Source organism: Serratia sp. PL7 (assembly GCF_945957435.1).
The window spans coordinates 237,064-255,705 of the sequence record NZ_CAMFLB010000010.1 but is presented as its reverse complement, the minus strand read 5'-3'; the positions used below and the strand labels follow the sequence as shown (position 1 = coordinate 255,705).

General features: G+C 54.3%; 18 protein-coding genes and 1 other RNA gene. 9 read left to right on the top strand and 10 right to left on the bottom strand.

From position 1 onward, the window contains the following. The first annotated feature begins 17 nt into the window (after positions 1-17). The 3 genes from acrB to ykgO all read left to right on the top strand — a co-directional run bounded on the left by acrB (position 18) and on the right by ykgO (position 3,734). Positions 18-3,164, top strand: coding sequence for a multidrug efflux RND transporter permease subunit AcrB (gene acrB / locus N6G83_RS31715; protein ID WP_211134871.1), 3,147 nt, complete (start codon positions 18-20; stop codon positions 3,162-3,164). Positions 3,165-3,323: 159 nt separating this feature from the next. Continuing rightward, a complete protein-coding gene (locus N6G83_RS31710) occupies positions 3,324-3,581 on the top strand; it encodes a type B 50S ribosomal protein L31 (protein WP_065686283.1) in 258 nt (85 codons plus the stop codon). A gap of 12 nt (positions 3,582-3,593) precedes the next feature. Beyond that, positions 3,594-3,734, top strand: coding sequence for a type B 50S ribosomal protein L36 (ykgO, locus tag N6G83_RS31705; RefSeq protein WP_021805462.1), 141 nt, complete (start codon positions 3,594-3,596; stop codon positions 3,732-3,734). A 108-nt stretch (positions 3,735-3,842) separates the two neighbouring features. Here ykgO and N6G83_RS31700 read toward each other — a convergent pair whose 3' ends face one another. The 3 genes from N6G83_RS31700 to N6G83_RS31690 are packed head-to-tail and all read right to left on the bottom strand — an operon-like array spanning position 3,843 to position 6,296. Continuing rightward, positions 3,843-4,721 (bottom strand): metal ABC transporter substrate-binding protein, encoded by an 879-nt coding sequence (locus N6G83_RS31700; RefSeq protein WP_211134870.1) that lies wholly within the window; start codon positions 4,719-4,721, stop codon positions 3,843-3,845. Positions 4,722-4,746: 25 nt separating this feature from the next. Beyond that, a complete protein-coding gene (locus tag N6G83_RS31695; RefSeq protein WP_024528395.1) occupies positions 4,747-5,604 on the bottom strand; it encodes a metal ABC transporter permease in 858 nt (285 codons plus the stop codon). After that, positions 5,604-6,296 (bottom strand): metal ABC transporter ATP-binding protein, encoded by a 693-nt coding sequence (locus N6G83_RS31690; protein ID WP_211134882.1) that lies wholly within the window; start codon positions 6,294-6,296, stop codon positions 5,604-5,606. The genes N6G83_RS31695 and N6G83_RS31690 overlap by 1 nt, the downstream gene beginning before the upstream one ends. Before the next feature lie 379 nt (positions 6,297-6,675). On the opposite strand from N6G83_RS31690, the gene N6G83_RS31685 reads away from it, so the two are divergent. From N6G83_RS31685 to N6G83_RS31675, 3 genes are all read left to right on the top strand, one after another. Beyond that, positions 6,676-7,029: a hypothetical protein gene (locus N6G83_RS31685; protein WP_024528393.1), complete on the top strand. Its 354-nt coding sequence runs from the start codon at positions 6,676-6,678 to the stop codon at positions 7,027-7,029. Between the two features lie 157 nt (positions 7,030-7,186). Beyond that, the gene (tomB, locus tag N6G83_RS31680) at positions 7,187-7,555 is read left to right on the top strand and encodes an Hha toxicity modulator TomB (protein WP_021180141.1); all 369 of its coding nucleotides are present in this window, start codon (positions 7,187-7,189) and stop codon (positions 7,553-7,555) included. A 50-nt stretch (positions 7,556-7,605) separates the two neighbouring features. Beyond that, positions 7,606-7,809: an HHA domain-containing protein gene (locus N6G83_RS31675; RefSeq protein WP_021180142.1), complete on the top strand. Its 204-nt coding sequence runs from the start codon at positions 7,606-7,608 to the stop codon at positions 7,807-7,809. An 81-nt stretch (positions 7,810-7,890) separates the two neighbouring features. Here N6G83_RS31675 and N6G83_RS31670 read toward each other — a convergent pair whose 3' ends face one another. Then, positions 7,891-8,817, bottom strand: coding sequence for a LysR family transcriptional regulator (locus N6G83_RS31670; protein ID WP_211134869.1), 927 nt, complete (start codon positions 8,815-8,817; stop codon positions 7,891-7,893). 135 nt (positions 8,818-8,952) lie between these two features. Between N6G83_RS31670 and N6G83_RS31665 the strand changes: the two genes are divergently transcribed. Further along, on the top strand, positions 8,953-10,740 hold the full coding sequence (locus N6G83_RS31665; RefSeq protein ID WP_211134868.1) for an adenine deaminase: 1,788 nt from the start codon (positions 8,953-8,955) through the stop codon (positions 10,738-10,740). A 73-nt stretch (positions 10,741-10,813) separates the two neighbouring features. Here N6G83_RS31665 and ffs read toward each other — a convergent pair. After that, positions 10,814-10,910: signal recognition particle sRNA small type (gene ffs / locus N6G83_RS31660), an RNA gene on the bottom strand. A gap of 207 nt (positions 10,911-11,117) precedes the next feature. Here ffs and N6G83_RS31655 point away from each other — a divergent pair. Further along, on the top strand, positions 11,118-11,432 hold the full coding sequence (locus tag N6G83_RS31655; protein WP_024528390.1) for an MGMT family protein: 315 nt from the start codon (positions 11,118-11,120) through the stop codon (positions 11,430-11,432). Positions 11,433-11,484: 52 nt separating this feature from the next. On the opposite strand, the gene N6G83_RS31650 is transcribed toward N6G83_RS31655, so the two are convergent. Then, entirely contained in the window at positions 11,485-11,973 is a 489-nt protein-coding gene (locus N6G83_RS31650; protein WP_024484390.1) for a YbaY family lipoprotein, read from the bottom strand. 234 nt (positions 11,974-12,207) lie between these two features. Between N6G83_RS31650 and tesB the strand changes: the two genes are divergently transcribed. After that, a complete protein-coding gene (gene tesB / locus N6G83_RS31645; RefSeq protein ID WP_024484389.1) occupies positions 12,208-13,071 on the top strand; it encodes an acyl-CoA thioesterase II in 864 nt (287 codons plus the stop codon). A 52-nt stretch (positions 13,072-13,123) separates the two neighbouring features. On the opposite strand, the gene amtB is transcribed toward tesB, so the two are convergent. The 4 genes from amtB to N6G83_RS31625 form a co-directional block, all read right to left on the bottom strand. Continuing rightward, positions 13,124-14,410, bottom strand: coding sequence for an ammonium transporter AmtB (gene amtB, locus N6G83_RS31640; protein ID WP_074030779.1), 1,287 nt, complete (start codon positions 14,408-14,410; stop codon positions 13,124-13,126). A 37-nt stretch (positions 14,411-14,447) separates the two neighbouring features. Beyond that, positions 14,448-14,786 (bottom strand): P-II family nitrogen regulator, encoded by a 339-nt coding sequence (gene glnK / locus N6G83_RS31635; protein WP_004949337.1) that lies wholly within the window; start codon positions 14,784-14,786, stop codon positions 14,448-14,450. 273 nt (positions 14,787-15,059) lie between these two features. Then, complete coding sequence (locus N6G83_RS31630) at positions 15,060-16,838, bottom strand: SmdB family multidrug efflux ABC transporter permease/ATP-binding protein (RefSeq protein ID WP_024528388.1); 1,779 nt, start codon at positions 16,836-16,838, stop codon at positions 15,060-15,062. Beyond that, the gene (locus N6G83_RS31625) at positions 16,831-18,606 is read right to left on the bottom strand and encodes a SmdA family multidrug ABC transporter permease/ATP-binding protein (protein ID WP_024528387.1); all 1,776 of its coding nucleotides are present in this window, start codon (positions 18,604-18,606) and stop codon (positions 16,831-16,833) included. The genes N6G83_RS31630 and N6G83_RS31625 overlap by 8 nt, the downstream gene beginning before the upstream one ends. Between the last annotated feature and the right edge of the window lie 36 nt (positions 18,607-18,642).

Sequence of the window (18,642 nt, the reverse complement as noted above, 5' to 3'; positions counted from 1 at the left end):
AAAGGAGCCGGTAATACATGGCTAAGTTCTTTATAGATCGCCCCATATTTGCATGGGTAATCGCCATCATCATCATGTTGGCGGGCATCTTGTCGATCATGAAGCTGCCTATTGCGCAATATCCGACCATTGCGCCACCAGCAGTCACGATCTCCGCCAACTACCCGGGCGCTGACGCCAAAACGGTGCAGGATACCGTGACGCAGGTTATCGAACAGAATATGAACGGTATCGATAACCTGCTGTACATGTCCTCCAACAGTGACTCGTCCGGTAACGTCCAGATTACGTTGACCTTCAACTCTGGTACCGATCCTGATATCGCTCAGGTGCAGGTACAGAACAAGCTGCAGCTGGCAATGCCGCTGCTGCCGCAAGAAGTGCAGCAACAGGGCGTCAGCGTTGAGAAATCAAGCAGCAGCTTCCTGATGGTCGCGGGCTTTATTTCCGAAGACGGTAGCATGACGCAAGAGGATATCGCGGACTATGTAGGTTCCAACATCAAGGATCCTATCAGCCGTACCTCTGGTGTGGGTGACGTTCAACTGTTCGGTTCCCAGTACGCAATGCGTATCTGGCTTGATCCCAACAAACTGAACAACTTCCAACTGACCCCGGGCGATGTTATCGCTGCGATCAAGGTTCAGAACAACCAGGTAGCTGCAGGCCAGCTCGGTGGTACTCCACCGGTGAAAGGCCAACAGCTGAACGCCTCGATCATCGCGCAAACCCGCCTGACCTCGCCGGAGGAATTCAGCAAGATCCAGCTGAAAGTCAATCCGGACGGCTCGCAGGTACGCCTGAGTGATGTGGCCAAGGTTGAACTGGGCGGTGAGAGCTACAACGTCATTGCCCGTTATAACGGTAAGCCTGCTGCCGGTATCGGTATCAAGCTGGCAACCGGTGCCAACGCCCTGAACACAGCGTCAGAAGTCAAGGCAGAACTGGCCAAACTGGAACCGTTCTTCCCTGCAAGTCTGAAAGTTGTTTACCCTTATGACACCACACCGTTCGTTAAGATTTCCATTAACGAAGTGGTAAAAACCCTGATTGAAGCGATCATCCTGGTATTCCTGGTGATGTATCTGTTCTTGCAGAACTTCCGCGCTACGCTGATCCCGACGATCGCCGTGCCGGTAGTATTGCTGGGGACGTTCGCCATCCTGGCTGCGTTTGGCTTCTCGATAAATACCCTGACGATGTTCGGCATGGTACTGGCGATAGGCCTGCTGGTGGATGACGCCATCGTGGTGGTAGAAAACGTCGAGCGTGTCATGGCTGAAGAAGGCCTGCCGCCAAAAGAAGCCACCAAGAAATCGATGGAACAGATCCAGGGCGCGTTGGTGGGTATCGCCATGGTGCTGTCAGCGGTATTTATCCCGATGGCCTTCTTCGGTGGGTCAACCGGGGCAATCTATCGCCAGTTCTCGATTACCATCGTTTCCGCCATGGTGCTGTCGGTATTGGTCGCGTTGATCCTGACGCCTGCGCTGTGTGCCACCATGCTCAAACCGATCCCGAAAGGCGATCACGGCATCAAGACTGGCTTCTTCGGCTGGTTCAACCGCCTGTTTGAAAAGAGCACCCATCACTATACCGATAGCGTAGCGAACATTCTGCGTAGCACTGGGCGTTATCTGGTGATCTACCTGCTGATCGTGGTCGGCATGGCGTTTCTGTTCCTGCGCCTACCTTCCTCGTTCCTGCCGGACGAAGACCAGGGCATCCTGCTGACCATGGTACAAATGCCAGCGGGTGCCACTCAGGAACGTACCCAGAAAGTTCTGGACGAAGTTAACCGCTACTACCACGAGAAAGAAGGCAATAACATTAACTCGGTGTTCACCGTTAACGGCTTCGGCTTCAGCGGCCAGGGTCAGAATACCGGTTTGGCGTTTGTCAGCCTGAAAGACTGGTCTGAGCGTAAAGGTGAAGAGAACAAGGTGCCGGCTATTGCAGCCCGTGCAATGGGAGCTTTCTCGCAGATTAAAGACGGTTTGGTATTTGCCTTTAACCTGCCAGCGATTGTGGAACTGGGGACGGCGACCGGCTTCGACTTCCAGTTGATCGATCAGGCTAACCTGGGTCACGAAAAACTGACAGCAGCACGTAACCAGCTGTTGGGCATGGCGGCAGAACATCCAGACATGCTGGTCGGAATGCGTCCAAACGGTCTGGAAGACACGCCTCAGTTCAAACTGATCATCGATCAGGAAAAAGCACAGACACTGGGCGTTTCCCTGAGTGATATTAATACCACTCTCGGCACCGCACTGGGCGGCTCGTATGTGAACGACTTTATCGACCGCGGTCGTGTGAAGAAAGTGTACGTGCAGGCTGACGCTCCGTTCCGTATGTTGCCGGATGATATTAATAACTGGTATGTGCGTGGTAGCACCGGACAGATGGTTCCGTTCTCCGCCTTCGCCACGGCGAAATGGGAATACGGTTCACCGCGTCTGGAACGTTACAACGGTCTGCCATCAATGGAAATCCTCGGCCAGGCTGCACCGGGTAAGAGTACCGGTGAAGCGATGGACATGATGGAACAGCTGGCGGCGAAACTGCCAAACGGCGTCGGCTATGACTGGACCGGTATGTCCTATCAGGAACGTCTATCCGGTAACCAGGCACCGTCACTGTACGCCATCTCTCTGATTGTGGTGTTCCTGTGTCTGGCTGCTCTGTATGAGAGCTGGTCGATTCCGTTCTCCGTTATGCTGGTTGTGCCTCTGGGCGTCATCGGTGCCCTGTTGGCCGCGACCATGCGCGGGCTGGAAAATGACGTTTACTTCCAGGTAGGCCTGTTGACAACTATTGGGTTGTCGGCGAAGAACGCGATATTGATCGTGGAGTTCGCCAAGGACCTGATGGATAAAGAAGGTAAAGGGCTGGTCGAATCAACCTTGGAAGCGGTGCGTATGCGTCTGCGTCCAATCCTGATGACGTCACTGGCCTTTATCCTCGGGGTTATGCCGCTGGTTATCAGCAGCGGCGCAGGCTCCGGCGCTCAGAACGCAGTAGGTACCGGCGTAATGGGCGGGATGGTGACGGCTACCGTCTTGGCTATCTTCTTTGTACCGGTGTTCTTCGTGGTGGTTCGCCGCCGCTTCAGCAAAAAGACTGAAGATCTGGAACACGCTCATCCGGTTAAGCATCACTGATGCTTTCCTGCTGAAAACCAAGGCCGCGCAAGCGGCCTTTTTTATGTCTGCTATTTAGCCAATAAGCCCAACGCTGATTAGCGCTATTTTGGGGGTTGATCCCGACCCCAGAGAGGTGCATAATTATTGTTATAGTATAACATAACATTTGAGGCCATCATGAAAACAGGCATCCATCCAGACTACCGCACCGTGGTATTTCACGATCTCAGCGCCGATACCTTCTTCAAGGTGGGGTCGACCATCAAAACCGATCGCACTATCGAGCTTGAGGGTAAAAGCTGGCCCTACGTCACCATAGATGTCTCTTCCGCTTCGCATCCGTACTACACCGGCAAGCAGAAAGAGTTCTCAAAAGAAGGCAGCACCGCGCGCTTCCAGCAGCGGTTTGGCCATTTGGTTAACAGCAGAAAATAATCGGGATTGATGATGCAAGTATTGAGTTCACTGCGTTCGGCGAAGGGTCGCCATCCGGATTGCAAAGTTGTGCGCCGTCATGGTCGCGTCTTTGTGATTTGTAAGTCCAACCCGCGTTATAAAGCGGTACAGGGACGTAAGAAGAAGCGTTAAGCCAAAGTGTCATTGGTAGCCAAAGCCCCGTTGCTGCTCAACGGGGCTTTTTTATTGGCAAATGCCACTGCAAAGGGAAAACCCCACCGCACACGGTGGGGATTAAACTTACTTCATGCTGCCAACAATGGCCTCGACGTTGTGTTTGAATGCCTGCACATAGCTGGCTGCCGGACCTTGTGGTTTGGATAGTGCTTCAGGATACAACTCACCTCCCGCTTTCGCCCCTGTTGCCGCCGCGATCTGCTTCACCAAGCGCGGATCCGTTTGGTTCTCAATAAAGTAGGCATTGACCTTTTCCTGCCTGATCTGCTTGATCAGCCCGGCCACATCGCTGGCACTGGCTTCAGCCTCGGTAGAAAAGCCGACTGGGGCAAGGAAGGTGACGCCGTACTCTTGGCCAAAATAACCGAAAGCATCATGGCTGGTCAGTACCTTGCGTTTTTGCTGTGGCACCACCGCGAACTGGGCTTTGGCCCAACCATCGAGCTGCCGAAGTTGTTGAATATATTCACCACCACGTTGGCGGAAATAGGCGGCGTCTTCAGGATCCGCAGCAATCAGCGCATTCATCACGTTGGTCGCATACTGCACGCCATTGTTCATACTGTTCCAGGCGTGTGGATCGGTGACCTGTTTACCCTCTTCTTCCATGCTGCGCGACGCGATCCCTCTGGATGCGGTGATCACCGGCCCCTGATAACCTGAAGCCTTCACCAACCGATCGATCCAACCTTCAAGCCCCAATCCGCTGACAAACACCACATCGGCCTGCGCCAACTGCTTGCTGTCTTGCGGCGATGGCTCAAAACTGTGCGGATCGCCATCCGGGCCAACCAGCGTGCTGACCTTCACATGTTCACCTCCCACCTGTTTGACGATATCGCCAAGAATAGAAAAACTGGCCACGGCCTCAACGGTTTTCGCCTGCGCTAAGGGGCTGGCGAACAGAGCAGCTGCCACCAGCGTTATGGGTAAAGATTTCATGTTTTCTCCTTGCAGATAGCACTTCTCAATGACGCGCACGGCGCAACATCCCGCCACGCGTCCCAAACAAAATCGACATTAAAAACATCACGCTGGCGCTGAGGACAATTGCCGGGCCTGCGGGTAATGAGGCGTAGTAGGACCATTCCAGACCAACCAGGCTGGCGAGCAGCCCAATTCCGATAGCCACGGCTAATGTCTGCGGCAAATCTCGTGCCCAGAACCGGGCGCAGGTCGCCGGTAGCATCATCAGCCCCACCGACATCAGGGTGCCAAGGATTTGAAAACCGGCCACCAGATTAATCACCACCAAGGCGAGAAAAAGCCCGTGGATCCACGCCAGTAAACCTGGCGAACTTACGCGTAAAAAAGTGCTGTCAAAGGATTCAATCACCAGAGCCCGATACAGCATGGCCAGCATCATCAGCGAAATACTGGTGATAATGCCGACCATAACCAGCGCCTGCGCATCCACCGCCAGGATCGAGCCAAACAATACGTGCAGCAGATCAACGCTCGATCCGCGTAAAGAGACCAGCGTGACGCCCAACGCCAGCGACCCCAGATAAAAACCTGCAAAGCTGGCATCCTCTTTTAACGGGGTTTTGCGGCTCACCAACCCGGACAGCATGGCTACAGCCAACCCGGCAATAAATCCCCCTACGCCCATGGCTACCAGCGACATGCCGGAAATCAGATAGCCGATTGCTGCACCGGGTAATACCGCATGAGAAAGCGCATCGCCCACCAGGCTCATCCGGCGCAGCAATAAAAACACTCCTAGTGGTGCGGCACCCAGCGATATTGCCAGGCAGGCTACCAATGCCCGGCGCATAAACCCGAAAGAGACAAAAGGATCGAGCAGCAGATGGAGTAGCGTCATTACGCGGCCCCCCTCTGATTAGCCGCCGTCGAATAATGCGCCAACACTAGTTCGGCGTTATCCCAATGGCAGCGTTCGGGGGTAAGCAACAGCGCTTCGGGGAAATGATTGGCTACGGTAGACATATCGTGCAATACGGCAATCACCGTTCTTCCCTCCCGGTGTAATTGCGCAATCACCCGCAACAGCAGCTGAGTGGTTGCCGTATCGATGCCGGTGAAGGGCTCATCCAGTAAAATCAGTGGCGCTTGCTGGACCAACAAACGGGCAAATAGGACGCGTTGCAGCTGCCCACCAGATAGCTCCCCCACCGCCTCACGAGCCATTGAACTCATGCCGACGGTGTCTAAGGCACCGGCAATATGCTGCCTGGAGCATTTATTCATACCGCCAAACAGGCCGCTTTGCGGCCAGCAGCCCATGGCGACCAGATCCTGAACCAGAATAGGAAATTGACGATCCAGCTCCGCCAGTTGTGGCAAATAAGCCATTGCCGGAGCCTTCCCGCCCGCAAAATTTAGCTTGCCACCCAACAGCGGGTGCAACCCGGCCAACGACTTCAATAACGTAGATTTACCGGCGCCGTTAACGCCGATCACCGCCGTTAATGAACCGGCGATAAAATGACCGCATAACGGTGGAAACAGAGGAGTGTGGTCATAACCCACGATGGCATTTTGCAGCGTCATCATGGCAGTGCCACCGCCCACGCAATGGCTAGCCATAGCAGGATCAGCAACAGAGTAACGGCACCGCAGCGCAAAACCGCGGCTGAAGTAAACAGGGTTACGGGAAGGAAAGGCAGCATGATTATCGCCAAAAAGATCACCAAAATGTAATAATATAACATCACACAAACTGGAGATTCTCAAGTCAATCAAGTGCGAATAATGCAACGGAACGTAACATTTCCAGGCTATCGAACCGATGATGCTGGATGGGTAGCAGAACTATCGAACGGTAAAAATCTCAAAGCTGGGTAAAAAAGCGTTATTCAGTGAAAAGTTTGCCCATCAAGGCTGGAAAAGGAGTAAGATAGAGGCATAGAATATGATACAACCAGATATCCAAATGCTAGTGACGCTAAGCCGTTGTCCCGAAGTAGACACACTTTCTGTGAAACAATTAAGAAAAGTGGTCGGTAATCAATTATCTGACTTGGTACCGGCGCTCACCAGTGGGCTAAGCTTTTACTCCGAGAATGCACGCTATGTGGAAGGCTCATTAGAAATCATTGAGATTAACTGCATCAGTAATAGCGAGTATTCAATGAGTTACCGCTATCAGTGGTCGATTTTTAACGGATGCCTGGATATCAGTGGTGACGAATACATAAATGATTCTGTCACTTTTACCCTGACGGAAAAGGGTTTGGTGTTTGAGGTTATCGACAACTCACGGCCATCAACCGCTGACGAATTGTAAGTTTCGGTAATAGTAACAAGCTAGATGGCAAAAAATGATTTATATTTAATATGCTGAAAGTTTATTAAGCCTGAGCTAAGCTTTACAGCATATGATGTTAAGTCAATGTACTCACAGAGTGTTATCAACACCGAAATTAAGACTGACGGGGGATGATATGGATGAGTATTCGCCTAAAAGGCACGATATTGCTCAACTCAAATTCTTATGTGAAAATTTGTACGACGAAGGCATCGCCACCTTGGGTGACAGTCATCACGGCTGGGTAAACGATCCAACGTCTGCCGTCAATCTGCAGCTTAATGAGCTGATCGAACATATTGCTTCGTTTGTAATGAGTTTTAAAATTAAATACATGGACGAAGGTGATTTATCGGAACTGGTCGAAGAGTACCTCGACGATACCTACACGCTGTTTAGCAGCTACGGTATTAATGACTCCGATTTGCGTCGCTGGCAAAAAACCAAGGCACGCACATTCAGATTGTTCTCAGGAGAGGGCGTCTGTACCACGATGAAAACTTAGGGGATAATTATCCTCAAATAATTTTATGGTTAATAAGACTAAAGGTTATCATGACAAAAATTGACTATCTGATGCGTTTGCGTAAATGCACCACGATTGAAACCCTTGAGCGCGTGATCGAGAAAAATAAGTACGAACTCTCTGACGATGAACTAGAACTGTTCTACTCTGCCGCCGATCATCGCCTGGCCGAACTGACCATGAACAAGCTGTACGATAAAATTCCGGTCGCCGTTTGGAAATTTGTAAGATAATCAAAGTAGCCTTGCGTTGAGCCGATAATATTATCGGCTTCAATGGCCGGTCAGATTAAGTATTATCTTAAAAATGCAAGTTTACTTGCCTCTGAGTTGGAAATCGTGCAGTAGCAACTGGAAACAGTTTTCAATTAAAGGCGAGTGATTTTGTTTTGCGCTGCGCATAAGTGCCACAGTGCGGCTCAGTAATGGCTGTTGTAATTGAATAACGGTTAATTCTTCATCGTTTAAATGCGTCGTATAAAGCTGCGGCAAAATAGCCACCGCTAATTGTGACCGCACCAAACCATACAGCGTTTCCAGAAAATCGACCTGATAACGCGCCGTTAAGTTCAGACGATGGCTTTCCGCCAATGCCGACACCAATCGACTGCTATTCCCTTTCGAAAATACTGCAATATCCCTGTTAGCCAATTGCCGCCAGGGCAGATGATGTGGATCCGCCAAAGGATCGTCCCGATGCATCACCGCCACAAACGGATCTTCCTGCAACGGATAAATCTCAAGCCGATCTGACACCGAGCTGTCCAAAGCCCCAATGCCGAAATCTATCTGCCCATTTTCCAACTGTAGTAGCAGGGAATCATTGGTTTGATCGTGGAATTCTACGCGTAAACGCGGGAAATGTTGCGCCAGCAATCGCGGTACCGCAGGAAACAGCAGGTTGCTCACCGAAGGCACCAGAGCGATACGTAACGTGCCATCCCCTCCGGCCAACATGACGCGCTGCATATCATCAAAGGTAGCGTGAGCCACATTCAGCAGCCGCTGCGCATGCGGCAGGATCGCCGTGCCTAGTTCCGTCAGGGTCACCGCAGAGGCCGTTCGATTGACTAACTTCCCGCCAAGCACGGTTTCGACTTGCCGCAGCGCACTGCTTAACGCGGGTTGGCTGATCGCCAGACGGCTGGCGGTATCGGTGAAATGTCGTAGCTGCGCCAGGGTCACAAAGTACTGAATTTGCTTGAGGGATAGCGCGGGTAACCGTCGCCATGGCTCGGACATAGCCTAACCTGCCAGGAAAAGAGGTAAACGTTTGCCACAGCATAAACGTTTCTTATCGCACAATAAATCAAATCATCTGTGCAAAGCTTACGCTCCCACCTACAGTAACCCCTTACTCTTATTCCGGGGATTATCATGACCACCTTTTCTGTCAGTAACGGTGAACGCCAACGTGCCGTACAGGCCGCGCTGGGCAATACGCCGTTTGATCTCTTGCTGACCAATGCCAACCTGATCGACATGGTCACGGGCGAAATCCGCCTGGTTGATATTGGCATTGTCGGCCCGCTGATCGCCAGCGTTCACCCCTGTGGCGCCTTGCCAACGGCACATCGGACACAAGACCTGGCGGGAGCCTACCTCAGCCCAGGTCTGATCGATACCCATGTGCACGTTGAGAGCTCCCATCTGCTGCCAGAACGCTATGCCGAGATCGTCGTCGCACAGGGCACCACCACCATTTTCTGGGATCCTCATGAACTAGCGAACGTGCTTGGCGTTGCGGGAGTGCGCTACGCGGTAGATGCCAGCCGCAATCTGCCTCTACGGGTGATCTGCGCTGCACCTTCCAGCGTGCCTTCGACCCCTGGGCTGGAAATGTCCGGTGCCGACTTTGGCGGTAATGAGATGGATACCATGCTAGCCTGGCCCGAAGTAGGCGGTGTGGCGGAAGTGATGGATATGCACGGCGTGCTGCACGGCAGCGAACGGATGCAGGAGATCCTCAACGCCGGGCTTAACAGCGGAAAATTGATTGAAGGCCATGCGCGCGGTTTGAGCGGCCCGCAGCTGCAAGCCTATCTTGCTGCAGGCGTAACCTCCGATCATGAGCTGACCTCTGCTGCCGATGCTCTGGAGAAACTACGCTCTGGGCTGACGCTGGAGATCCGGGGCTCTCATCCTTATCTGTTGCCTGAAATTGTTGCGGCATTAAAATCTCTGCCGCATTTCTCCTCCCAAATCACCCTCTGCACTGATGATGTGCCACCCGATATGCTGCTGGAGAAAGGCGGCGTTATCGCCCTGCTCAATCTGCTGATTGAACATGGATTACCGGCCACCGATGCACTACGGATGGCTACGCTCAATGCCGCCATACGCTTGCAACGTAACGATCTGGGCCTGATTGCCGCAGGAAGGATCGCCGATCTGGTCGTCTTTGATTCCCTGGAACACCTCCAGGCCCGGCGGGTTTACGTTGCTGGCCAGTGTCTGGCAGAGCAGGGAAAAATGCTGACTCCAGTACAAGCCACGCCAGGCGTATCCGCACCACGTGACACACTCCATCTTTCACCATTGGCCGCAGATGATTTCATCATGCGGGTTGCGGCCATCCGTCACGGCCAGGCCACGTTGCGCCATATCAAAGGGGCACGTTTCACCCAATGGAATGAAACTACGGTAGAAGTGCGCGACGGCAAGGTACAGCTCCCGCCGGGGTTCAGTCTGATTTGGGTACAGCATCGCCACGCCCGGCACCCAGCCAAGCCTCAGTTGGCATTGCTGGAAGGTTGGGGAGAACTACGGGGGGCAATTGCCACCAGCTACTCTCATGATTCGCATAACCTGGTGGTGCTGGGCCGCGATCCTCATGACATGGCGCTGGCCGCCAACGCGCTAATTGCCACCGGCGGCGGCATGGCTCTTAGCCAGAACGGTGAGATATTGGCGCAGGTGGACATGCCGATCGCCGGAATGCTTTCCGATCTCCCCGCCGCACAGCTGGCAGAGCAGTTTAAAAACCTGCGCGATCTGAGTGCCAAAGTTGCAGACTGGGAACCCCCCTACCGGGTGTTCAAGGCGATTGAGGGCACCTGCCTGGCATGCAATGCCGGGCCGCACCTGACGGATTTGGGCCTGACCGACGGCACAACGCGCCAGATCGTCGATCCGCTGGTTGCCTGCTGGGAAACCCAGGCATAAACATCATATAGGCAAGGCATCGGCGGCTTGTCGGTGCTTTTTTAGGAGGTGGGGAGTTAGAAATTGGTGGGGACCCTGCCAGCTACATCCCGGCACACACGTCACTCGCTACGGCTGCTTCCTTCCGGATCTGACCGAGTTCACCAGTTAGTGTTGCGGGAGAACCAACAGGGCCCCCATTGACGGCTTCTTGAATTGCGAAGCGGTGGGCATTATCGGTGATGGCCAAGCAAATAGCAAGCCAACCGGGAGCAACCGCTGTTTTCTTACCCATCTCGCCCGTCGCACCTGAGTTTAGATTGGTGACCGAGTAGCAATGTTGCTAAATTGTCAGGAGCAAATATTCGCCGCTCAACTCATCACGCAGGAAGAGAGTCATGCAACCAGAAGATGCTACCTTCAGCCAACGCGTATTCCATATCGTGGCCGCCATTCCTCCTGGCAAGGTCACTACCTACGGCGAAGTTGCGCGGCTGGCAGGCTCACCCCGTGCGGCACGTCAGGTTGGCGGCGTATTACGGCGTTTACCAGAGGGCAGCACCCTGCCCTGGCACCGGGTCATTAATCGGCACGGGCAGATCTCACAGCAGGGTGAAGATTTTCAGCGCCAACGACAGGCGTTACTGGCAGAAGGGATTATTTTTGGCCCGCAAAGCACGGTTGATTTTGAACGGTATGGTTGGCACTGGTAAAAAACAGCCCTTGGCCAAAGGCACAAAGGCTGTCAGATGTAGGCATTGCTGCTTACGGAGCTGGGGTAGGTGCAACCTGAACCGGAACGTTTTGTACCGGTACCAACAGCAGATCGGCCTGTGTCCCGTTACGGTTGATCACTTCCTGAATGGTGTCGGTGATAAACATTAACTGGCCATTCACCGTAATCGCCGCGCTCAGGATGATACGCGCATTAGGCTGAATGTCCGCTGGATTGTACGGTAGCGTAAAGCGGAACGGGCTCTGCAAACCTTCAGTACGCATCGCCTGCTGTGAAATCACTCGTGAAGGGGCATCAGCAAGTGATGCATCGGACAGGGTCACTGTCAGTACCGCATCCGGTGGCAGCGCGATACGCTGGCGAATATTAACTGAGCCCTGCACCACCGGGCCTTGGATCTGCGTTTGCGAAGCCGCAGCGTTAGCCGTCTGCGTTGGCACATCCGCATTCTTGTGGGCACAGCCTGCCAGTGTGATCGTCAATGCGGCTGCTCCCCCTACCATTTGCCAGAGTTTCATGGGTCGGTCTCCTTTATTATTAGTCACATGTTGGTGGCTTAAACCACTACACTGATTAAACCTAGCACAAAATACTAACAACTGCCTATCGGACTAGGCCTAAATAGCCCTAAGGCCTCATGACGCAGCCCCTGACTGCGGTAGCTTCCCCCGCAGAAATAACGCAATATATTGACGTCCTGCCATCATATTCAGCACACTGCGCAACATGATGACTAAAAGGATCGCCACTTTATGAGCCAGGCACTGCACAACCTCCTCGAACTGCTGGATTTGGAAAAAATTGAAGAAGGTTTATTTCGTGGCCAAAGCGAAGATCTGGGGTTACGCCAGGTCTTTGGCGGTCAGGTGGTTGGCCAGGCGCTGTATGCCGCCAAGCAAACCGTTCCTGCGGAGCGTATCGTTCACTCCTTCCACAGCTATTTCCTGCGCCCTGGGGATAGCAGCAAACCGATAGTTTATGACGTAGAAACCCTGCGTGACGGTAATAGCTTCAGCGCGCGCCGCGTTAGCGCCATTCAAAATGGCAAACCCATTTTCTATATGACGGCCTCCTTCCAAAGCCCCGAGCAAGGTTTTGAACACCAAAACACCATGCCGGATGTCCCACCGCCGGAAGGATTGATGTCGGAGTCAGAAATAGCACAAAAGCTGTCGCATATGCTGCCTGAAAAAGTGCGCGACAAATTTATTGGCCCGAAGCCGATCGAAATGCGCCCGGTGAAATTCCACAACCCGTTGAAGGGCAGCGTGGAAGAGCCGTATCGCCACGTCTGGTTCCGTGCCAACGGCACCATGCCGGACGACCTGCGGATCCATCAGTATCTGCTTGGCTACGCCTCCGACTTCCACTTCCTGCTGACGGCGCTACAGCCACATGGCGTCGGTTTCCTCGAACCAGGCATGCAGGTGGCGACCATTGACCATTCCATGTGGTTCCACCGCCCGTTCCGCATGGACGACTGGCTGCTGTATGCGGTAGAAAGCACCTCAGCCTCAGGTGCCCGTGGCTTTGTACGCGGCCAGTTCTACACCCGCGACGGTGTGCTGGTGGCGACGACGGTGCAAGAAGGCGTTATCCGCAAGCGCGATGTTTAAATGAAAAAGGGGCGATGTTTCCATCGCCCCTCAGAGTTTAATTCAACATATTTTACTGGTTATAAGCATTCTCGCCGTGGCTGTTCACATCCAGGCCTTCGCGTTCCTGCTCTTCCGGTACGCGCAGCCCCACCACGGCCCCGGCTACCTTGAAGGCGATAAACGCGGCCACGCTCGACCACACCAGCGTCACAATAACGCTCAGCAACTGGACCCACACCTGATGCCCCATGGTAACGCCAGCGGCGTAGCCCGTTCCGCCCAGTGATGAGGCGGTGAAGACGCCGGTCAACAGACAGCCAACGATACCGCACACCCCGTGCACACCAAACACATCACAGGTGTCGTCTACTTTCAGCCATTTCTTCAGCGTTACCACGCCCCACAAGCCAGCGACACCGCCTACCAGGCCGATAATCAGCGCCCCACCTACCCCCACGGTACCCGCCGCTGGCGTAATCGCAACCAGACCCGCGATACAGCCCGAGCAGGCTCCCAGCAGAGATGGTTTACCGCGTACGACCCACTCGGCGAAGGTCCAGGAGAGGATTGCACCGGCAGTGGCTATTACCGTGTTGAGGAACGCCAGCGCCGCAATACCGTTGGCCGCACTGGCCGAACCGGCGTTGAAGCCAAACCAACCGATATACAGGATCGAGGCACCGGTAAACACCATCGGCAGGTTGTGTGGCTTGAAGGCCTCTTTACCATAACCAGCACGTTTACCCAACAGGTAGGCCCCAACCAGACCAGCACTGGCGGCGTTGATATGCACCACGGTACCGCCCGCAAAGTCCAATGCACCGTCGGTTGCCAGGAAACCACCGCCCCAAACCATATGCGCAATCGGCAGGTAGGAAATCGTGAACCAGATGGCGGCAAAAATAACCACCGCAGAGAAGCGGATGCGTTCAGCAAAGCCGCCCACCACCAACGCCACGGTAATACAGGCGAAGGAGCACTGGAACGCCACGTGGATCATCTGGCTAAAGGTGCCGGTCAGGCTATCGATCCCGATCCCTTTAAGCATCACGGTCTGGAAGCCACCGAAGAAGGCATTACCTTCGCTGAACGCCAGGCTGTAACCGTAAATAACCCACAGCACGCACACCAGGGCAAAGGTAACTGTCACCTGAGTCAACATGGAGAGGACGTTCTTCGAGCGCAGCAGGCCGCCGTAGAACAGCGCCACGCCCGGTAAGGTCATAAACAGCACCAGCGCGGTGCAAATCATCATAAAGGCGTTGTCCGCCTTGTCTGCCACCGCCGGAGCGGCCAGAGCCAAAGAAGGAACCAGGGTTACCAAACTCAGGCCCAACGTGGATAACAGTCTTTTCATTATCAATCCATCCCCATTCAGTTGACTGAGCCTGCGATCACAGAGCCGCTTCGTCGGTTTCGCCGGTACGAATTCGAATCACACGTTGCAATTCGGCAACGAAAATTTTGCCGTCACCGATCTTGCCGGTGTAGGCCGCCTTGCTAATCACATCAACCACTTCATCCAGCTGGTCATCGGCAATAGCGATATCAATTTTGACCTTAGGTAAGAAATTGACGCTGTACTCTGCCCCGCGATAGAGCTCGGCATGACCCTTCTGGCGGCCAAAGCCTTTGACTTCGGTTACGGTCAGCCCCTGAATACCTACAGAGGATAAGGCTTCACGCACGTCCTCTAACTTGAATGGTTTGATCACCACGGTAACCAGCTTCATATTGCCTCTCCACGATTAAGCCCAAAAACTTACCCCCGGTACGAGTCATATAAAGCAAAGGCTGTGCCACAAATTATTTTGCATTTAAATTCAATTGCTTATGTTATTTTACCCATGATCAGAGTCTAACTCTGGACGAAAGCAGAGATCGCCACCTGGAGATCGCGCACCTTTTTGGTGCATTACGCGTTGGGAAAGTGCAGTAGGAGGGAGTTGAAAAGTGCTATTGCCTGTTGGTGGTGCGGGCTCCTGGAGCGGAGCCCTTGCTTGAAGTTATGCGGGCTGAGTTTCGTCGCGAGCCGTGGCAGCCAACTCTTCGCCCACCAGTTGTAGCTGATACATCTGGTAGTAGCGGCCCTGCTGTGCCAACAGCTGCTGATGGTTGCCCTGCTCTACGGCATGACCGCGATGCAGTACCAGAATAGAGTCGGCATCCACAATGGTTGAAAGGCGATGGGCGATCACCACCAGCGTCGTCTGCTCGCGGATCAACCGTAAGGCACGCTGGATCGCCTGCTCGGTGCCAGAGTCGATGTTTGCGGTCGCTTCATCCAGGATCAGGATCTGCGGTGCCTGGACCAGCACGCGCGCCAAGGCCAACAACTGCTTCTGTCCTACGGACAGGTTATTCCCCTGCTCCCCCAGGCGTGTATGGATGCCCTGTGGGAAGCTACGTACCAGTTCCCCCAGTTGCACCGTTTCCAGCGCCTGCCAGACCGCTTCTTCACCGATAGAGCGACCAAGCGTGACGTTCGCCAGCACCGATTCCGCCATCACCACCGGATCTTGCTGCACCATAGCAATGCCTTGGCGCAGGGTACGATGTGAAAGACTGGACAACGGACGACCATCCAGACAAATTTCCCCTTCGCTCAGCGGGTAATAGCCCATCAACAGGTTAGCCAGGGTGCTCTTTCCGCTGCCGGTATGGCCCACCAGGGCAACAAAACCCCGTGACGGAACCTGCAACGAGATGTGCTGCAGCACTTTTTTGTCGCTGCGGTAGGCAAAGCTCAGGTCGCTGACATCGATACGGCCGCTCGCCAGCGGACGATCGTCACTGCCATAGCTCTGCTGGCTGCGATCCATCAGTTCGAAAATACGCTCACCTGCCACTACAGCCTGCTGCAATATCGATTGCTGGGCAGTCAGCTCAATCAACGGTTCGTTCAATCGGCCAAGATAGTTGATGAAGGCATACAGCACCCCCACACCAATCGCGCCTTCGCCGCTGAAGCCAAACAGCATCAACAGGCCGCATAGTACCAGGGCAGAGAACAGGCTAAGCAACGGCCGCAACAGGAAACCATCCAGCCGCAGCGTCTGCATCCGGGCGGTATAATGCGAACGGCTGGCCGCGCTCATGCGCTCACCAAAGCGGATCTGTTGGCGGAACTGCTGGATCACCCCCATGCCGCTGATCACTTCGTTGAAGCCGTCGTTGATATCCGCCAGGTAGCTACGCATCCGCCGCACGATCGGCGTGCTGTAGTATTGATAGATCCCCATCACCACCAGCACCGCCGGAAAGATGCAGATCGCCACCAGCGCCATACGCCAGTCCAGGCTGAACATCGCTACCAGCATCGCCCCGATCAGTGCCGCACTTTTCAGTACCGTGGACACCACCATCACATAGAGATCTTTGATCACTTCGGTATCGTTGGTCACCCGCGAGATCAATTGCCCGACAGGCTGGGTATCAAAGGCGCTCAGCGGTTGGCGCAGGGCCGCGTCCATCACGTCGGTGCGCAACCGCTGTACCACCCCGACCGCCACCCGATTAAACAGAATGGCCTGGAAATAGTGCAACGCCGCAGCGAGCAGTTCCAGCAGGATATAAGCCACAGCCAGGGAGCTGACAATCACCAGCGGCAACTGCCCTTTGGCTACGTAGTTATCAATAAAGTAGCCGATCAGAATTGGCCCGGCGACTTCCGCCGCCGCCGCTACCCACAACATCAATACCGCCAATCCCAAGGGTTGACGATATGGCGAACCATAGGCCAGCAAACGTTTCAGCGTTGGCCACATGTTTTGTATTTTACTCATCGGCCAAAGCCTCCTCGGTGCTATCAGGAGCCTCATCCAACGCCGCTTCCAGTTGCTGATAACGATACATGTCGCGATACCAACCAGGCTCGGTAGCCAATTGCCCATGCTGACCGCGCTGTACCACCGAGCCGTGTTGCATCACCAGGATTTCGCTGGCTTCCGTCAAGGCCGAAAGGCGGTGTGCACTGATGATCACCGTGCGGTTTTGCCCCCAACTGCGCAGGTTATGCAGGATCTGGTGTTCGGTGCGCCCATCCACCGCCGAGAGAGCATCGTCGAGGATCAGAATTTCCGCTTCCAGCAGTAGCGCCCGCGCGATGGAAATACGCTGTTTCTGGCCACCAGAAAGCATCACGCCGCGTTCACCCACCTCGGTCTCGTAACCTTGAGGCAAACGCAAAATATCTTCATGTACGCTGGCCAGGCGCGCTGCCTGTTCAATCTGTTCCTGAGTGGCCGCCGGGTTGCCCAAGGCAATATTATTGGCCACGCTATCGGAGAACAGGAACGGCGTCTGGCTAACGACCGACAAGCGTGAACGCCACTCATCGAGCTTGATCTGGGTAAGTGGCAAGCCGTGATAGCTGATATGGCCGTCATCAATATCGAATTGGCGCTGGATCAACGAAAGCAGCGTCGACTTGCCCGAGCCGGTAGGCCCACACAACCCCAACATTTGCCCCGGTTGCAGCTGTAGCGCCACGTCATGCAGCGCTGGTTTGTTGGTTTGCGGATAATGGAAGGCGTTGATTTCGACACTCAGATTGCCGCGCCCGGCGGGCAAATCGAGCTCACCATCCTTCACGGCCGGCGCCTCTTCCAGCAGGCTGCGGATACGGCTATAGGCGGCACTGCCGCGCTCGACGATGTTGAACATCCAGGCCAGTGCCAACATCGGCCAAATCATCAGGCCAAGGTACATGACAAAACTGGTCAGTTGGCCCAGCGTGAGAGAACCGTTAACCACCATCCAGCTACCGCCGCCGATCGCCAGCAGGTTGGCCGCACCGATAGCGATGTAAATCGTCGGATCAAAGCGCGCATCAACTCGCGCCACGTGCATATTCTTCGCGCCGGTTTGCGCTGCCACTTCGGCAAACTGGTTGGACTGATGATCCTCCAGGCCAAAAGCCTTGATCATACGAATGCTGGTCATGCTCTCCTGTGCCTGATCGTTAAGGCTGGAAAACGCGGCCTGCGCCGACTTGAAACGTTGGTGCAGTTGATCGCCATAGTATTTGATGACGATCGCCATGATCGGCATCGGGATCAGGGAAAGCAGGGTCAATTGCCAGCTGATCTGGGTGCTCATCACGATCAGCACCGCCAGCCCCATGACCAGAGAGTCCACCAGCGTCAGCACGCCTTCACCGGCGGCAAAAACCACGCGGTCGACGTCATTGGTCGCTCTGGCCATCAAATCGCCGGTACGGTGGCGCAGATAGAAGGCCGGGTTCTGACGGCTGAGTTGGCGATAGAAGTTTTCCCGCAGTTCGACGGCCAGCTGGTAGGAAGCCCCAAACAACAGCACTCGCCACACGTAGCGCAACAGATAAACCACAATGGCGGTACCAATCATCAACCCCAGCCAGGCCATCAGTACCTTGTTGGACATCTGATCCTTGGTGACGCCATCAACAATGATACCAACCAGCTTAGGCGGCAGTAGTTGCAATATGGCAATGGCAATCAGTAGCACCACGGCCCCGAGGTAGCGGCGCCACTCGCGGCGGAAATACCAGCCGATTTGAGCAAAGAGTCTCACGCAGTTTTATTCCAGACAGTATCCGACAAATTACCG

What these genes read in the sequence shown, in the direction of transcription:
- acrB (WP_211134871.1), top strand. Translation starts at nt 18, where the DNA reads ATGGCTAAGTTCTTTATAGATCGCCCCATATTTGCATGGGTAATCGCC.
- N6G83_RS31710 (WP_065686283.1), top strand. Translation starts at nt 3,324, where the DNA reads ATGAAAACAGGCATCCATCCAGACTACCGCACCGTGGTATTTCACGAT.
- ykgO (WP_021805462.1), top strand. Translation starts at nt 3,594, where the DNA reads ATGCAAGTATTGAGTTCACTGCGTTCGGCGAAGGGTCGCCATCCGGAT.
- N6G83_RS31700 (WP_211134870.1), bottom strand. Translation starts at nt 4,721, where the DNA reads ATGAAATCTTTACCCATAACGCTGGTGGCAGCTGCTCTGTTCGCCAGC.
- N6G83_RS31695 (WP_024528395.1), bottom strand. Translation starts at nt 5,604, where the DNA reads ATGACGCTACTCCATCTGCTGCTCGATCCTTTTGTCTCTTTCGGGTTT.
- N6G83_RS31690 (WP_211134882.1), bottom strand. Translation starts at nt 6,296, where the DNA reads ATGATGACGCTGCAAAATGCCATCGTGGGTTATGACCACACTCCTCTG.
- N6G83_RS31685 (WP_024528393.1), top strand. Translation starts at nt 6,676, where the DNA reads ATGCTAGTGACGCTAAGCCGTTGTCCCGAAGTAGACACACTTTCTGTG.
- tomB (WP_021180141.1), top strand. Translation starts at nt 7,187, where the DNA reads ATGGATGAGTATTCGCCTAAAAGGCACGATATTGCTCAACTCAAATTC.
- N6G83_RS31675 (WP_021180142.1), top strand. Translation starts at nt 7,606, where the DNA reads ATGACAAAAATTGACTATCTGATGCGTTTGCGTAAATGCACCACGATT.
- N6G83_RS31670 (WP_211134869.1), bottom strand. Translation starts at nt 8,817, where the DNA reads ATGTCCGAGCCATGGCGACGGTTACCCGCGCTATCCCTCAAGCAAATT.
- N6G83_RS31665 (WP_211134868.1), top strand. Translation starts at nt 8,953, where the DNA reads ATGACCACCTTTTCTGTCAGTAACGGTGAACGCCAACGTGCCGTACAG.
- N6G83_RS31655 (WP_024528390.1), top strand. Translation starts at nt 11,118, where the DNA reads ATGCAACCAGAAGATGCTACCTTCAGCCAACGCGTATTCCATATCGTG.
- N6G83_RS31650 (WP_024484390.1), bottom strand. Translation starts at nt 11,973, where the DNA reads ATGAAACTCTGGCAAATGGTAGGGGGAGCAGCCGCATTGACGATCACA.
- tesB (WP_024484389.1), top strand. Translation starts at nt 12,208, where the DNA reads ATGAGCCAGGCACTGCACAACCTCCTCGAACTGCTGGATTTGGAAAAA.
- amtB (WP_074030779.1), bottom strand. Translation starts at nt 14,410, where the DNA reads ATGAAAAGACTGTTATCCACGTTGGGCCTGAGTTTGGTAACCCTGGTT.
- glnK (WP_004949337.1), bottom strand. Translation starts at nt 14,786, where the DNA reads ATGAAGCTGGTTACCGTGGTGATCAAACCATTCAAGTTAGAGGACGTG.
- N6G83_RS31630 (WP_024528388.1), bottom strand. Translation starts at nt 16,838, where the DNA reads ATGAGTAAAATACAAAACATGTGGCCAACGCTGAAACGTTTGCTGGCC.